The organism is Flavobacterium sp. DW-iso2 (assembly GCF_058725285.1).
In genome coordinates, this window is sequence record NZ_JBZXDY010000001.1 from 295,239 (window position 1) to 311,227 (window position 15,989).

Consider the following 15,989-nt stretch of genomic DNA (forward strand, 5'->3'; position numbering starts at 1 on the left):
GATTGAGCTGTAAAAATAAATTTTTTAAACGATCTAAAATTGTATAAAATTAACATCAGCAAATTTTTCCTAATAATTTTTTTGGAGTGGTATTATAGATTTTTTTAAAATTGGTAATAAAATGACTTTGATCGTAAAAACCGCATTGATAACAAATTTCTGTCATGGATAGTTTGTTTGAAGTAATAAGGTAAAACGCTTTATTGAGTTTGAGTAATCTTATGTAATTTCCTAGACTTGTCCCAAAATAGCGATTAAACTCTCTTGATAAGTGAATTGGGTGTATTTCTAAAATGGAGCTTAAATTATTTAAAGAATAATCTATTTCTTCTTCCCATAGAAGCTCTTGTAGTTTTTTTACCCATAATGGTTTTTTGTAGATCTTTTCTGCGGGTTCAGTTATGGTATTAAATAGTTCAATCAATGACGCTTCGATACTTAAATGTGAATATTGATCATTAATTTTAGTTTCGATAAATACTTTGTTGATCAAGTTTTTAATTAAAGGGTTTCTCAAATTAATACTGCCTTGCATGTCTAATGTCTTTATATCAAAATTTGAAAACCAGTTTTCGTTAAGTTCGATATGAAAACCTCTAGTATAATCAGTCGGTTTTATATTATAATGCGCATCTTGCCAATTATGAAACAATAGACTACCGGGTTCTAAATAAGAAGATTCCTTTTTGTTAGATTCAAATAATTTACCTTCTAGAAGATAAGTAAAATAAGGGTTTTCGTGATAATGCCAGTCGACTTTACTATGGGTGTATTCAGTATCTGTAATAATTATGTTGTCAAAAGCTGACTTCTGGTAATGTGTTCCGTAAAACTCCCCTTTTTCTAGTTTATCCATTCCCTTTCAGTTCATTAATATTTATAAGTCACCACTATTTTCTATGCATTTTATTGAGTAACATTGGCTACATAATCAGTTATTGTGCAAACTAAAAATCTATAATGTTTGTAATCAGCAAACTTAAGTTGCTAACTTCAAATAATTTTCGCAAAGTTAGTCATTGCGAGCATCTCGTGGCAATCGCATTACTATATTCAAACAAAGTTGATTATATGGCTATTTGAACCGCATTACAAATGCTACGTTTTTTTTTAAAAATTAAGTTGTCGTTGTAAGGGAGCACCAGATTGAAGATAAATCCGAGGGATTGGGATGCAAAAAAGAATTCGCAATCAAACACCACTCCGTTTGTCATTCTGAAAGAATCTCTACGAACTCTACTTCCTCAATACAGATGAATAAGTATTAGTACAAACCACGTCACTGCGAGGAACGAAGCAATCACACAAAGTATTTTTAACTTAAACTTTTTGCATTATAATTTAAATAGCAGCAGCGCTAATCTCTGCGGGCACAGAATGCAATTCTTCACTAACTATTGTGTGTATATCCGTGCGATCGGGTTTCTACTTCCTCTATTGAGATGAATAAGTATTAGTAGAAACCAAGTCATTGCGAGCGTAGCGCGGCAATCACGCAAAGTATTTTTAACTTAAATTTTTTACATTATAATTTAAATAGCAGCAGCTGTAATCTTTGCGGGCACAGAATACAATTCTGTATATATCCGCGCGATCGGGTTTTCACATTCTTGAATAATATAAATGTCAGCATTTAATGCTGAAATCTGTTCAAATTTTTTTCTAAACGCTCCGTTACAATTCCAAGTTATTATTTTCAATTTCTGTGTTTTAAAATTAGTCTTCCCGAAAAATAAACCACGGTTGCAATAATTGAAGCAAAAATAAAACCTGTAATGAAAGAAAAATTTCTTCCAGTATCATTTGTCAACTTTTTCATTGCTTGATTCTGTTCTTCTGTAATTTCTATTCCAGAAAACATTCCATTTTTGTCAAGGTCGTATCGATTTAAGTCCCAATGATAAAAAATAGTATCAAGTGTAGCATTTCCAACAATTACTAAGTAAAGAACTAAAAATAATGTAATACTTATCCAAAGTAATTTATTTTTAGAGAACAGTCTTTTTCGATAAAATAAAATCATTGCAAGTCCAATGAGATTAAAAATTGTCGGTATTGCTAAATGATATGGTATATTTATTTCGTCCACTTTGTTTTTTAATTATTTGTCTTTATACATAAATATGCTGCAATAAATTTTACTCTCTTTTGCTTTAATTCTTATAATAATTATTTCAATTTCATTTCTGTTTGTTTATATTCCATTATAATTTATGTTGTCGTTTCTTTTTTTTTTTTTCAAAATTACCTATAACTAGTATATATACAAAAGTTTATGTATCTTTTATTGATTTAGATTAAAGTATTTTCCTTCTTTTAATAATCCAAAATACCTCCTTAAAGCATTTAATTCCACATTACTCGCGTGAGGGATAGCAGTGAAAAGCCCACAAACAAGTGTAGCGATAGCGAAACTTGTTGAGGACTTGCAACGAATAGCCCGACCCTATAAACCCCCGATTACTATCAGGGGTTATAGGGTCACGCCCAAAATATTCTTGTTGCTTTATGTAAAATAGTGAAATTAGAAACGTACTATTAGCTATTATTTATAAGCCGCAACTAGTTGCTCAGCGATCGCTAGAATATCATCAGCTACATAATCAGGTTTATTAGATAAAGTATATATAGATTGCCCTTCACGAGCAATAAAGCAGGTCGCTAAACCAGCGTGAGATGCACCTGCTATGTCCCAACCATGTGCTGCAATCATAAGAATTTCTTCAGGTTGTACAGCTAGTTCTTTTGCCGCCCATAAATAGGTTGCTGCTTCAGGTTTGTATTTTTTAAGACTATCAATGCTCAATGTCTGTTCAAAATAATCGGTCAATTTTGAATTGATTAACTGTTGCTTTAGCGCATGAGGTGGAGAATTAGTCAATGTAGCCAATCTAAAACCATTATCCTTTAAGAGCTTTAAACCGTTCTTAACATCTGGATATGCTTCTAATGTTTTAATTGTAGAAAGTGCTTCTTTTATTTCATCTTCGTCTATTTTTTTATTCATTGAGGTAGCTGCCATTCCTAATGTAGCTGCGGCAATAGTACTAAAGTCATAATATTCATTGATACTATTCGATACAGTGGAGTAGTGCAATAACATACCAAACCATATTCGGAAGCCCTGCTCATTACCAAGTAATGCATTAACTGATATTTTTAAAGGCGTCATGTCCAGTAAGGTTTCATTTACATCAAAGACAAGTACGGGTTTATTTTTGTATGGAGTCATTTTTTTAATTTTAAATTATTGGTACCATTTTCTAATGGTTTCAAGTGCAGGTTTATCCTGCGGTGTGTAATCAATACTGTTTTTTTCCTCTTTATGGTAATTATCGGCATACCATTTCCAGGCAAATCCTCCCGCAAACCAGTCTTTTTTAGTTAAAGATTGAAATAAGGATTCATAGGCGTTGGCTTGGGCCAAATTATTAATGCTATTTTGATTTTCTGTCCAAGGTTCTTTGGCTGCTTGATCTGAGTTACGGTAGCCAAACTCTGTAAAGATTATTTTCTTTTTTGTTTTGGCTTGCAGTTTTTCCATTTTTAGGATGTGTTGCTGCCATGCTTTGTTAAGGTCGGCTACTGCGGGTGTCGTAGCATCTGATAAAGGAAAATAGGCATCAATCCCAATGTAATCCAACTGATTCCAAAAAGGGACTTTATCAAAATCATCCCAGTTTGCAGCGTAAGTTAGTTTTCCGGTATATATTTTTTTGATTTTATGGATTAATTGAAACCAATATTCAGGTCTTTTTGCAACGGCATTTCCTAATTCAGTTCCGAAACAAAAAAGCTCTATATTTTCTTTTTGGGCTAGTTGCGCAAAATCAAGGATGTATTTCTCATAATCGGTTTCCCATTTTTTCCACTCGGTATCAGTTGAAAAATCCAAATTACCGGTGTAAAAATTATGGTTTACCCAAAGATGCGGTTTTAGCATTACCGTCATTTTATAATCATGGGCAAGTTGATTGCTGGCGATAATTCCTTCTGTTCTTTCGCCCCACCATTGTCTTTTGTTATTATAATGTACAGAGGCATCTTCTACATCAACAAAAGCGTACGGAATTAGAGATATCGAATTGATATTATACGATTTCAATTCATCAAAAGTGGCGTTTTTTAATTCTTTAATAGGTGCTACCAAGTTCATTCCTTTATATTCTAATTTAGCCAAAGCAGGCATATCAGTATAGGTTTTGAAATGATAAAAAGAATATCCGCTAGCAATTATTAGTAGAAATGCAATGAGTATAAAAAAAGTTTTCTTCATAACAGTAAAGTTACTTATTAAAAAAGGAGATGCTAATTTCTAGGGATAATTTAAGATATTTTTCAGGTTTTGAAGAGGTGACAATATTTTTTACTTCCGTCAGCTAGGACCTAAGATAATTTATGGAAAAAGTTCACTCTTTGTAACTTGATGTAAGGATTCTAATTTATTTTGCCACATTTTTGTAATGCGCTTTAAGATGCTTTTTTTCATAAAACTCCCCAGGAATGTATATTCTAGATACAAGTTCAGACTTATTTCAGTGGCGTTTAAATCTAGCGCATGTAAATTTACGAGGTAATAGAATTTTTTTAGAAAAATGATACTCTCGGTTTTTTCACCATAAATCAAGCTGTCTTTTGATGGTCTGCTAATAGTCTCAAATTTTAAAGTCCCTAGTTTTAAAACACAATTGTGTTCGGTGCCCACTCGGTTGACTTCATTTTCATCAAATTCAACTCTCATAACTTCTTTATCCCAGATATGGCGGTATTTTAGTTCACTTAAGTAGCGGTGAATCTTTTCAATGTTGGCATTAAACGTTCTATTTATTATAGCATCAGGAATGGTAAAATCCTCATTTTTTTGCGCTTCTTTCTGCGATTCTTCTTCCACTTTGAGCTTGATATTATCCAAAATTTTGTAGAAATAATTTAAATTTTGCAAATCGTATATCTCCGTTTTTTTTGTCCAACTTTCTATCATATTATTCTGATAGAGTGTATAGATGTTCTCAGTAAATAAAACATATTCTTGAACGGGTACTTGATTTTTTAGTAATCGATGGATTTGAATGACTTCTCTTCCATAAGGTTTAATGATATTTTTGACTTTTATCATCGTTAGGTCGCCATAATGGACTAAAAATTTAAGGTCTAAATCGATGGTAGTCTTACAGGAACCGCACGTACAAATTCGTTTAGTATCATACTCTTTTGTGTGTCTATGAAATTCTTCCAGCATTGTTTCTGTTTGTTGCATCAACTCTTCATAACTAGGAATCTTTGTGCTAAACATGAACAGGGCATCACCTTCGATTTCTACGAGTTGGAGGTTAAGCGTATTGTTATCAAGTAAAAGTTCTAGCAATTCAGCTATTATATGGATGCTGTGCTCTATTTCTGTCTCATTTACAAAATCCGAAAAGCCACTTATATCTGGCATAAAATAGAGTGCTTCAGCCATATTTTATTTAAAATTTGAAGTTAAGTACTAGTAATTTAAGATTTTATTTGCTTGTGTTAGCTTTTTTTAACTAAATATTTTGATAGCAAAACGCAATACTTGTTTCACTTTTTTAGTTAAAATTTTCTTTTTGTGTTGTACAATAACTTTTTGGTTGATTCTTCTAGCTTAAGGATAAGGATTTACTTTACAGTCGTATTCTATTTTTTACGGTGCGTAATAAGTTATTTTTTAAAATAAATTTCACCGTTTGGACCAACGCTAAAAATAAGAACAGAGCCATAAAAATCGTGTTAAGGTAAGTAGTCATTTTTATTTGATTTGATACAATTAAAAATTGTCCAAAATGGGCAAAAACAAACATTCCCAAACTAGTTCCCAGCACAGCTCCTAGAATGAATATAGTGTTGGTTTTTTTCTTGGGATCTAATTTAGCCGTTCTGAAAAGATAGATATAAATCCCCGACCAATACGGCCATTGGATAAAATTTAAACCATTGAGAAATAGGGCTAATAGAAAGGGATATTGTGCCAGTTTAAAATAAGATAAACTACTGTTTTCATGGGTAGGTTTATTGCTCATGAAGTATAGTCCAATTGCCAAAAGGAATAGAATTGTGAAAAGGTCAATTAGTAGAAGCAACTTTTCTTGATTAACGAGCCATCCTGAAATTTTATTTACTGATTGTAGTACAAAATATTGGACTGAAATAATTCCTAGAATAAATGAAAGTGATGCCCAGTTTCCTTGTTCTAATAAAATTTGTAAGCTGATAATGTTGATGTATCCTAAAGGTAATGCACCCATTAAACTGATTAAAAAACCCAGCATAAGCGGATTCTTTTTGGAAAGTAAGGCAGCAATCATTTTCATGTTTTTATACACTGGTTTGTATTACTGGTATAGACACATTTATTACTGTTTCCTGACAAATTATATCAGACTAGATCTTTTTAATCTCTTCAATAATTTTATTTTTTTTCTCTTCGTCTAATTTAGAAGTTTTTTTGTTAGAGTCAGCGGCAAACCATTTTCCTATGAGTGCATCAATTAATTTAGATTGGGTTTCATAGGTATTACAAGTTTGACATAGGGCTTTGTGAGCCTGTAATTGTATCTTTTCTTTTATCGTTAAAGGAGTAAACATTTGTTTGTCGATTAACTCTGTTGTCTTTTTACAGGGTCTCAACAATATTCTCATTACTGTATTCATTTTCTTCGAATATTAAAGTTTGATTAAACCCATTTTAATTCCAGACATTTTTTTAAAAGCAGCTTGGATCTATGAACAATCTGCCAATAATTAGACGTAGTAATTTCTAATTCCTGACAAATGGTTTCTGTTTTTTTCTTACTTAAGTATTTGGATGTTACGGCTAATTTCCATTTTTGTGGCAGGTCATCCATACATTTTTCCATGATCGTATTAAAATCAGGATTGTCTAGTAATTCCTGCTCTTGATCCCAAACGGCATTGATATCATTAGTTTTCCAGCATCCATAACTATTAAAAAGTCCATCAGAAAGTTCATAGCCACTAGTTTCGGTCAAACTGAAGTTTTTCTTAGTCGTTCGGGCACTCAATCGGTAATAATCAATCACTTTATTATTGAGTATTGAAAACAACCAGGTCTTAGGTTGGCTTTTGCCTTGAAAACTATCTATTTTATGAAATGCAGCCAAAAAAGTGTCTTGTACTAGATCTTCGGCAACTTCTTTGGAGGAAGTTTTAAAAAATGCCCAAGAATAGAGTTCATCACTAAATTGATTGACCCATTGCTCTAAAATGGATTTTGAATTTTCTTTAATCAGGTCCATGAATTTTGCCTTTTTTATTTTAAAAATTCAAATATACTCTTTTTCCAGACCTTAAAATCTTCCTTTTTTCATAAAAAAGAAAAAGGATAACCGTTAAATATTCGATTGCAATTAACCAATAATTTTCAGCAAACTCTATGTGAGAGTAGGCGCTATAGCTTAAAATTATAGTGTAACTCCATATAAAAGGGTATTTGTAGGATGCAAAAACAGCAATCAAAATAAGATTAATTACGTACCAAGGATGTACTGTCGTAGCAGTAAAAAAATACACAGTCAATACCAATAATATACTGTTGAAAAGTGCGATACTGCTTTTGTTTTTTTCCTTTAAACCTTGAAAAGCAATATAAAAAATCATAAAAACGGGAATAATTTTTCCGGTGATATGAATGATGTTGTATCCGGTAATCCAAAATCCAATCTGACGGATGACGTAATAAATACTGGCATTGAATTCAAAATTAGTGAACCACAGGCCTATGGTTTCGCTATAATTCTGAATTAATTCCTTCGAAAGAAAGGGGAGGAAGAGCAGCACATTTACACCAATAACAATAGTATAAAATGAAATAGCCTTTTTCCAACCTAATTTTTTTAAGAATAGCGGTAATAATAATAATGGTAATAATTTGACGGAAATAGACAATGCCAAAATTAAGGCGGCTAATTTCCATTTATTTTGTTCTAAGAGGTACATTGCCCAAACAAAAAAGAAGAGCATGATTCCTTCAAAATGTAAATTTCCAGTAAGCTCAATAAGAACTAATGGATTGAGTACATACCAGAAAATGCGGTGTTTCTCCATTCCTAAACTGACAAGTAATTTACTGCCGAAATATAATGTTCCAAAATCTGCCGCAATAATTAGTAGTCTCATCCCTATTGCTGCTCCTAGTATAGATTGCGTACTAAAAAAGGCTGCAATGGCAAATAAGAATTGGTTTACAGGTGGATAGTTGGAGTAATGCCCAGCGCTCAAACTTCCCATTCCTTTATACAAATCATAGGCATTCGGAATAGCAAATTTGCTTTGATTGATTAGATCTTTTGGCAACTGCAAATAGGGATTTATATTTTCAAGGATAAGGTTCCCATCCCATATAAACCTAAAATAATCTTGAGATAATCGGGGTAACGCAAATAGAAAAACCAATCGAAATAACAGTGCTGACCCAATTAAAAAAGAAAGATTGTTTTTTTGTAGCTTTATAATTTGATAAAATGAGACAAACAAAAAACTATAAGAAATCACTAAATATAGAAAATCGGCTCGATTTAAAACATAAGCTATATAGGCATAGATAAGTAGGCTTAGTGTAAAAAAGCCATAGGACTTCCTATTATTTGAAGCATTAAAACTCACTTATTAATTTGGATCGATTTGATAAATACAAAACTAAATCCTAGGAAAAGCATTAAATGCAAGGCAATCAAGCTGTAGTCATTCAATAGAAAAGCACTATACATTGCAAAAATAAAGTAAAGAATTAATATTCCTTCAACAATAGTGTTTTTTGAAATAGTATCGGAAATATAGCTATTTTGTCTCCATTTTTCTTTAAGTGTTTCTATATTCAATTTTGGAGTGCGTACAAATTCACTTTTCTTGCCCCACAAACCCTCCAGCACTGCGATGGTATTGTGAAATGAAAATCCCATTGCAATAGTGTAGAATGTGATGAATAAAGTAATATATTTTAAAAAGTTCATGAAACCTCCTCCATGAATACTTTTGTATGTTGCCCAATAACTGATAAAAAAGAGGATAGAAGTAATGATAAAAAAGATTAACAAGTCAAATACTTTTTCAAATACGGCGAATTCATTTTTTATGTAGAGCATTGGAACACTTAAGATTGCCATTGTAAAAATAGCTAAAAACATAGAACTATTCAATAAATGCAATATTCCATGTGCTTTCGTCTTAAATCCAATAGATTTTGATTGTAATACTCGAGTAGCATTTTTGCTGAAATTTTCGGCGCCTCCTTTATTCCATCTAAATTGTTGGGAACGTGTAGCACTTATAATAGCAGGCAATTCAGCAGGAGTAACCACATTTTCTAGATATTTGAATTCCCATTTTTTTAACTGAGCACGGTAACTCAAGTCCAAGTCCTCAGTAAGAGTATCACTTTCCCAGTTGCCCGCATCTAGGATACATTGCTTTCTCCATACTCCGGCGGTTCCATTAAAATTAATGAAATGCAATTTTGAATTTCGCCCTACCTGTTCTAAAGTGAAATGGGCATCTAAGGCAAAAGCCTGAATTTTTGTCAATACAGAGTAATTTCGGTTCAGATGTCCCCAGCGGGTTTGGACCACCCCAATTTTTGGATTTTTAAAATAGGGAATCGTTTTATAGAGCCAATCTTTTTGAGGGACAAAATCAGCGTCAAAAATAGCGATAAATTCTCCTTTGGCGCTAAGCATACCTTCCTTCAATGCCCCGGCTTTATAACCCGTTCTATTGGTGCGTCTAATGTGTTTGATATCTAGTCCTGACTGTATAATTTTTTTTATTATCACTTCCGTTTCCAGTACGCTATCATCAGTGCTATCATCGAGAACTTGAATTTCCAATCGGTCTTTTGGATAGTCCATTTGTGCAATGGTAGTTAGTAAGCGTTCCACTACATACTTCTCATTGTATATAGGTAGTTGTATGGTTACGGAGGGAATTTCATTTGCGTTTGACAAGTCAAATTGTATAGACTGATCGATACTCGTTTTACTTTTTAGATAGTTTAGCAGTAAATTAAAGTGAGCTAGACTGTAGAAAAATAAAAGCAAAATCGAAATGCTGTATAAAATTACAATGATATAAGAAAGTAGTAGCATGCTATTATTTAAAGGTGTATTTGAAAATCCATCCTATTATTTTTACTCCTGCCATAATGCTCCCTTTTACGGTTCCTGACACTTTTGAAACTCCAATTCTATTTTTATAACGAACAGGAATTTCTACGTAGGACATTTTTTGTTTTAGAACTTTAAGTTGCATTTCTACCGTCCATCCGTATGTTTTATCTTCCATATTCAAAGCGACTAATTTTTCATATTTAATGGCTCTAAATGGCCCCAAATCTGTAAATGTCGCATTGAAGAAGTTTTTCATTAAAGTTGTTGCTAACCAATTTCCAAAAACCTGCTGTGGCGTCATCGAATGTTTTTCTCTTAAAGAGACAACTCTAGCACCAACAACAAAATCGATGTCATCATTTACAATAGGAGCAATTAGATTAGTTAGTTCTTCTGGATAGTCAGAATAGTCTCCATCCAGGAAAACGATAATATCTGGTTTTGTTTCCAGTTGGGCAATATACTCCAGTCCTTTTAAACAGGCATAACCATATCCTTTTCTGCTTTCAGCGAGTACAGTTGCCCCCGCATCCTTAGCTACTTGAATTGTGTTGTCTGTAGAATTATTGCTGATTACAATTATTTCAGAAACGCAATTTGGAATATCATGAATGACATTTGCAATCGCTTTTTCTTCGTTGTAAGCAGGAATAATTACGTTAATTTTATTCATCAATCTTTTTATCAGGGATTATCTCTTTTGTATTTTAAAAGAGAATTCCATTCTTTGCTTTTTACTCCGTTTGTATATTGTTCTGCTTTAATAATAGATCCGTTTTTATAAATTATACAAAGTCCTTCTTGTACATTATTTTTAAATTCAGTTTTTTTTTGAATGCTTTCCTTAATATCATAAAAGATCCACCATTTAATTTTTTTATTATCCTCAAAGTGACCTTCTTCTTTTTTAGTGCCATTTTCATAATAATAAAACCAGTAATCTACTTTTTGATTCTCATAAAGCCATCCTTCTGACTTCATATTTCCGTTTTCATAATAATTTTTAAAGTATATTTTTTGCCCTGAAGCTGGCAAAAAATAAAGTAAAATTATTATGAAAACAGATTTAATCATTTGTATAAGTTTAGTAATGGTCAAGCAAAGACTCTTTTCTAGGAGTTATTTTTGGTTTAAAGACCAATCAAAGTCATAGGTTTTAACCGTTAGTTTGTTGTCTACCTTTTTTTCTAAAAACAGATTTCTAAAATCGATTTCATTAAAATAGTTTACGGCAAAGTCTTTTTTGTACCACTCAAATATTTTAGGTAGTTCAATTACTTTTAGGTCTTTATTAATGTAAAAATATTCTTTAGAATTAATAACCAGAGTAGCTCGTTGTTTGATTTGTACATCAACTGTAGTAGGTAAGTAAGCAGTGTTTAAAAGTGGCGCACCACCATTTGCACCACTTGCCAATGTAAAATGTACCGCTGGATCAAAAAATAAATCTCTAAGAATTACATTTTGAATATCATTGAGTGTTAATTGTTGATTACCAACAGTAAAAGTCGTTGTATCAAAAAATCCAGGTACTTTTTCTACAGATGCTAATGGAAAATGCTCTATAACAGCTTTAATTACTTCAAGGTTATAAACATTTATCCAGAATGCTTTAGCAAATTTTTTGTCACTAAATTTAGTATCTAGTTTTTCAATATTGCTTAAAATATAGATTAATTCTCCAGGGCTTTTTTTGATGGTAAAATAATCAACTTTACCTTCTTCAGTTACATTTTTCTTTAAAAATTCTGTAGTTTGCTCAAAAAATATTTGAGGAGTTTGTCCAAGAGAAATAAGGGAGAAACCCAAAAAGAATAGCGTTAAAGTAATTTTTTTCATTTGAAATTGTTTAATTATTATTGATTTATTAAGTCCATTAGATCAACGTCATTTCCTAGTAAAATCTCGTTAGAGTTGATTCTTCCCGCAGGAGTATCATTTTCTAATTTTAGCACTCCACGTGGGCATACTGCTGAACAAACTCCACATCCTACACAGGAGGAACGAACGATGTTTTCTCCTTTTTGAGCATAACTACGAACATCAATCCCCATTTCGCAATATGTTGAACAGTTTCCACATGAAATACATTGTCCGCCATTAGTAGTAATTCTAAATCTTGAGAATAAGCGTTGTTGAAGCCCTAATATTGCCGCCATAGGGCAGCCAAAACGGCACCACACACGGTTTCCTAAAATTGGGTAAAACCCAACACCTACAACGCCACTAAATGCAGCTCCTATTGCAAAGCCGTACCATTCTCTCAGTGTATTACTATCTAAAAACAGAATGTTTTGATTTCCATAAAAATAATTGAGGAGCAAAGATATAATAATTATTACTACTAACGAAACCATAGTATAAATAGCATCTGTGTCCAAATCTTTTCTTTTGAAAACATATAAAGCCGTAGTGAAAACAGCTAGAAAAATCACGATACCCCAGATGAATTGCCCTTTAGTAATAAAACTCATTTCAGGGTTATTAGACAAAAAAGTAAAGATGACCGCAATAGTCATTACAAACGAAAACACAAGAACGCTATGAATCATCCATCGCTCAATTTTCCAAGATACGGTTGATTTACTTGATAGATGTCTAAAGCTATCGCCAGCAGTTTCTGCTAGACCACCGCAACCGCAAACCCATGAACAATACCAACGTTTTCCATAAAAATAGGTTAGAATTGGGGAGATAATAAAAATCATCGCTATCCCAAATACTAACATGAACATTCCTAAATTCCCTCCTTCAAGCATGTTTTTTAAATGCCAATCATTAAAGAAATAATAATTTAGCGGCCACATATTTTTTAAATCTTTGGCGAAATAAGCTTTCTCAGGGTTTAATTTTTCGAGTATTTCAGGAATTAAAAAAGCGAATCCCAGCTGAAAAAACATTACCGAAACAGTACGTACTAACTGGTATTTATTGTGTCTGTACTTTAAAATAAATTTATACCCCAAACCTAGAATGGCGACGGTATACAATGTTCCGTATACAAACCACTGACTAGAAGCTTTTCCATTCAAAATATAACTTAAAGGATCAAAAAATCCAACAATCCCTGTATTGACACCACCGTCTTGATTCAGTCCCAAGTATTGTGGAAACCAGTACAAAACAATATAAAATGCAGTCAGTATAATACCCGTCATCCAAGCCCAACTTCCTTTATTGGTAAAGTTGGTATGCCATATACCGTTGTTTTTTATTCCTTCAGGCTGGTTTAGATATGTTCTGTTAGCATAGACTATAATTCCCGTGAAAATGGAGATGATAGATCCTGCTAGCCAAATCGATTTGTTAGGAAAGGAAACATTTAATAAGGCTAGTGTCATAATGAACAAACCTAGTAATCCAAGTGCAATGCCTAGTTTCTGGATTCCGTCCATTTGCATGTTTTCATGAGAGGCGATAGAAATATTTTTGACTGATTTACTCATATTTATATTGTTTTTACACTACCGTATTGGCTACTAAATTGTTTTTGTATTTCGGTTTCGTATGAAGTATAAAACTCTGGGTCAAAGTTGGCTTTTGTCAGATTATCAACGACATAATCAATAGTTTTTTTGTTCGTGAGCACTTTGTCAAAGAACTCATGGCGCATGCGTATTCCAAAAATATTGATGCCTAAAAAAGTTCGGTCATTTTTGTCAAATGAAATTCGGATTGCTTTTTTACCAGAATGGTGTTCCCAATAAAACTGTTCCTCATTTTCTTTGGCTGTAGCCCAAACCCAGCCGTATGTTTGATATTCAATATCTAAAAATTTAGCCGAATTGAACCAATGTCCCGGTTTATAGGTAGTTGGTGTTCCAGTTAGTGTTTGCGCTAATACTTCGCCCATCATGCGCCCAGTGTACCAAACGGCCTCTATTGGTCTGCGTAAATCAATAGCTTCGTGCTGTTCAGCGCAGTCTCCAATGGCATAAATATCTTTAATATTCGTTTCTAAGAAACGGTTCACTTTGACTCCTTTTCCCAGTGCTATTCCAGAATTTTTCAGGAAATCGATATTAGGGGAAACGCCAGCTGTTAAGCCAACAATTTCACAATCAATAGTCTCTCCTTTATCTGTAACAACTGCTTTGGCATGTCCTTTTTCATCCGAAATAATTTCTACCAAATTAGTTTCCAAACGCAAATCGATATGATGTTCTAAAATATGACGGTTAATCATTTGGCTTTCGCCGAAAGGCAAAACACCATCCCAAAAACTTTTTTCACGAACTAGGAAAGTGACTTGGATATCTCGTGAACGCAGCATTTCGGCTAATTCGATACCAATTAAACCTCCCCCTACAATTACAGCACGCTTTGTTGTGGGAGCCCAGTTCTCTAAAGCTTCTAAATCCTGTTTGTGATATAGACCGGTAACCCCTTTTAAATCTTGTCCTGGCCATCCGTATTTATTGGGTTTCGACCCTGTTGCCAGCACTAATTTATCATAGCCTATCTTTTCATTGTTCAATAATACAATTTCTTTTGCATCAGGAACTACGGCAGTAACCATTCCTTGAACTAGGTCAATCTTATTTTTTTTCCAAAAATCATTTTCATAAGGTTGCATGTGCTCAAATTTCATGTGTCCCATGAACACGTACATCAAAGCGGTTCGAGAAAAGAAAAACTCGTTTTCAGAAGATACAATTGTAATTTTTGAATCTGATTTTTTCCGAATGTGACGCGCGAGCGTAATTCCCGCAATTCCGTTACCTATGATGACAATATGTTCCATAAAAATGAATTTGTTCGTTATGTATTTAATATAAAGCTAATCCCTTGATATTTAAAGTTAAGCCTTTAAAATCAAAGGTTCTATTTCGATTTAAAGTCAGTACCAGGTGTAAAATAGTTAGTATCTGCTTTAACAAATTTGATATTTGTTAGCATTGCATGTCCTAATTCATCAGTAAGACCTTTTCCATCTTCCCATCCCCAGAAAATCCATTTTGTTGCCATAGGAATACCATCAACGGCTTTGTATTCTAAATATTGAATCGCATGTGGATTTTTCTCTGCAGCTTCTTTACCGCCATTTATACTAACGATATAAGCTGCTTTTTCGATTAAATACGTTGTTTTATCAGCATAAACTACGTACCAATCATCTGGTGCTTCGCCTGTTCCTGATGTAAAGGTTAGCTTTTCTGTCACATAATTTTCATGATCTTTTTCTGTATTATCATACGCATTCCATATCGTTCCTGGATCATTTAATTTATTTGGAAATAAGAAAAAGTAACTCCATGTGAATGTATCAAACCGAACGGATTTTTCATTTGGAATTGTAGGAGAGTAAAACACTTTATCCTTGTCAAAAATGATTTTCGCTCCATTTTTATATTCTATAACTCCTTTAGTTGAGTTGGTAAGAATTGTAAATTTGGCATCCATTCTTTCTTCTCCTCCAAACTCTAATTTTAGATTAAATTGCACCGCTTCTTTAGCTAAAAACTCTTGTTTATGGTGTGCATTTTCAACTTTGTCCGTAAATTTTAAGTTTTCTTCATTCGATTTACATCCTACCGCTGTAAGAATGACTGCTGTTAATGTAAAGGCAATTTTTTTCATTATTTTTTTTTTTTTCATTATGCTAAAAGCAAATATAGTTTTTAGTTCTAGTGACACTTTTTAAAAAACGTTAAATTTTCAGTATCTTCTTTTTGCGAAACCTTGAAATATCCGTTCTAGCGATAGTAGCAAATTATGATTTTCATAAAACCTTTTATTCAATTTGTAAATAAATTCATTTAGACAGTGTTTTTATTTAATTGCTCAAAGGTTTCTTTTGTGTATTGAAATTAAAACTTTTAAAATTTAACAGTTGCAAAACTA

Annotated in this window: 17 protein-coding genes; all 17 read right to left on the reverse strand. The window is 32.7% G+C overall.

Annotation, left to right across the window (positions count from 1 at the left end):
• Nucleotides 1-55: 55 nt before the first annotated feature.
• The 17 genes from AC4PRO_RS01250 to AC4PRO_RS01330 all read right to left on the reverse strand — a co-directional run bounded on the left by AC4PRO_RS01250 (nucleotide 56) and on the right by AC4PRO_RS01330 (nucleotide 15,725).
• Nucleotides 56-856 carry a helix-turn-helix domain-containing protein gene (locus AC4PRO_RS01250; protein WP_492115994.1) on the reverse strand — a complete coding sequence of 267 codons (801 nt, stop codon included), beginning with the start codon at nucleotides 854-856 and terminating at the stop codon, nucleotides 56-58.
• Nucleotides 857-1,532: 676 nt separating this feature from the next.
• Nucleotides 1,533-1,700 (reverse strand): hypothetical protein, encoded by a 168-nt coding sequence (locus AC4PRO_RS01255; protein ID WP_492115995.1) that lies wholly within the window; start codon nucleotides 1,698-1,700, stop codon nucleotides 1,533-1,535.
• Nucleotides 1,697-2,089: a hypothetical protein gene (locus tag AC4PRO_RS01260; protein WP_492115996.1), complete on the reverse strand. Its 393-nt coding sequence runs from the start codon at nucleotides 2,087-2,089 to the stop codon at nucleotides 1,697-1,699. The genes AC4PRO_RS01255 and AC4PRO_RS01260 overlap by 4 nt, the downstream gene beginning before the upstream one ends.
• A 456-nt stretch (nucleotides 2,090-2,545) precedes the next feature.
• Nucleotides 2,546-3,232, reverse strand: coding sequence for a haloacid dehalogenase type II (locus AC4PRO_RS01265; RefSeq protein ID WP_492115997.1), 687 nt, complete (start codon nucleotides 3,230-3,232; stop codon nucleotides 2,546-2,548).
• Between the two features lie 15 nt (nucleotides 3,233-3,247).
• Entirely contained in the window at nucleotides 3,248-4,276 is a 1,029-nt protein-coding gene (locus tag AC4PRO_RS01270) for a glycoside hydrolase family 113 (RefSeq protein WP_492115998.1), read from the reverse strand.
• A 120-nt stretch (nucleotides 4,277-4,396) separates the two neighbouring features.
• Nucleotides 4,397-5,461 (reverse strand): DUF2652 domain-containing protein, encoded by a 1,065-nt coding sequence (locus AC4PRO_RS01275; protein WP_492115999.1) that lies wholly within the window; start codon nucleotides 5,459-5,461, stop codon nucleotides 4,397-4,399.
• A 187-nt stretch (nucleotides 5,462-5,648) separates the two neighbouring features.
• Nucleotides 5,649-6,335, reverse strand: coding sequence for a hypothetical protein (locus AC4PRO_RS01280; protein WP_492116000.1), 687 nt, complete (start codon nucleotides 6,333-6,335; stop codon nucleotides 5,649-5,651).
• 70 nt (nucleotides 6,336-6,405) lie between these two features.
• Nucleotides 6,406-6,675, reverse strand: a complete 270-nt coding sequence (locus AC4PRO_RS01285) for a hypothetical protein (RefSeq protein WP_074724458.1) — start codon at nucleotides 6,673-6,675, stop codon at nucleotides 6,406-6,408.
• A gap of 23 nt (nucleotides 6,676-6,698) precedes the next feature.
• Nucleotides 6,699-7,280, reverse strand: a complete 582-nt coding sequence (locus AC4PRO_RS01290; RefSeq protein ID WP_492116001.1) for a sigma-70 family RNA polymerase sigma factor — start codon at nucleotides 7,278-7,280, stop codon at nucleotides 6,699-6,701.
• Nucleotides 7,281-7,299: 19 nt separating this feature from the next.
• The gene (locus AC4PRO_RS01295; protein WP_492116002.1) at nucleotides 7,300-8,646 is read right to left on the reverse strand and encodes an MptA/MptB family glycosyltransferase; all 1,347 of its coding nucleotides are present in this window, start codon (nucleotides 8,644-8,646) and stop codon (nucleotides 7,300-7,302) included.
• The gene (locus AC4PRO_RS01300; protein WP_492116003.1) at nucleotides 8,643-10,124 is read right to left on the reverse strand and encodes a cellulose synthase family protein; all 1,482 of its coding nucleotides are present in this window, start codon (nucleotides 10,122-10,124) and stop codon (nucleotides 8,643-8,645) included. Before AC4PRO_RS01300 ends, AC4PRO_RS01295 begins: the two co-directional genes overlap by 4 nt.
• Before the next feature lie 4 nt (nucleotides 10,125-10,128).
• Nucleotides 10,129-10,818, reverse strand: a complete 690-nt coding sequence (locus AC4PRO_RS01305; RefSeq protein ID WP_492116004.1) for a glycosyltransferase family 2 protein — start codon at nucleotides 10,816-10,818, stop codon at nucleotides 10,129-10,131.
• 11 nt (nucleotides 10,819-10,829) lie between these two features.
• Nucleotides 10,830-11,219: a toxin-antitoxin system YwqK family antitoxin gene (locus AC4PRO_RS01310; RefSeq protein ID WP_074724453.1), complete on the reverse strand. Its 390-nt coding sequence runs from the start codon at nucleotides 11,217-11,219 to the stop codon at nucleotides 10,830-10,832.
• Between the two features lie 45 nt (nucleotides 11,220-11,264).
• The gene (locus AC4PRO_RS01315; RefSeq protein WP_492116005.1) at nucleotides 11,265-11,984 is read right to left on the reverse strand and encodes a DUF547 domain-containing protein; all 720 of its coding nucleotides are present in this window, start codon (nucleotides 11,982-11,984) and stop codon (nucleotides 11,265-11,267) included.
• Nucleotides 11,985-12,001: 17 nt separating this feature from the next.
• Complete coding sequence (locus AC4PRO_RS01320; protein ID WP_492116006.1) at nucleotides 12,002-13,591, reverse strand: 4Fe-4S binding protein; 1,590 nt, start codon at nucleotides 13,589-13,591, stop codon at nucleotides 12,002-12,004.
• A 2-nt stretch (nucleotides 13,592-13,593) separates the two neighbouring features.
• Nucleotides 13,594-14,889, reverse strand: coding sequence for an NAD(P)/FAD-dependent oxidoreductase (locus AC4PRO_RS01325; RefSeq protein ID WP_492116007.1), 1,296 nt, complete (start codon nucleotides 14,887-14,889; stop codon nucleotides 13,594-13,596).
• A gap of 80 nt (nucleotides 14,890-14,969) precedes the next feature.
• A complete protein-coding gene (locus AC4PRO_RS01330) occupies nucleotides 14,970-15,725 on the reverse strand; it encodes a DUF6503 family protein (protein ID WP_492116008.1) in 756 nt (251 codons plus the stop codon).
• Nucleotides 15,726-15,989: the final 264 nt, after the last annotated feature.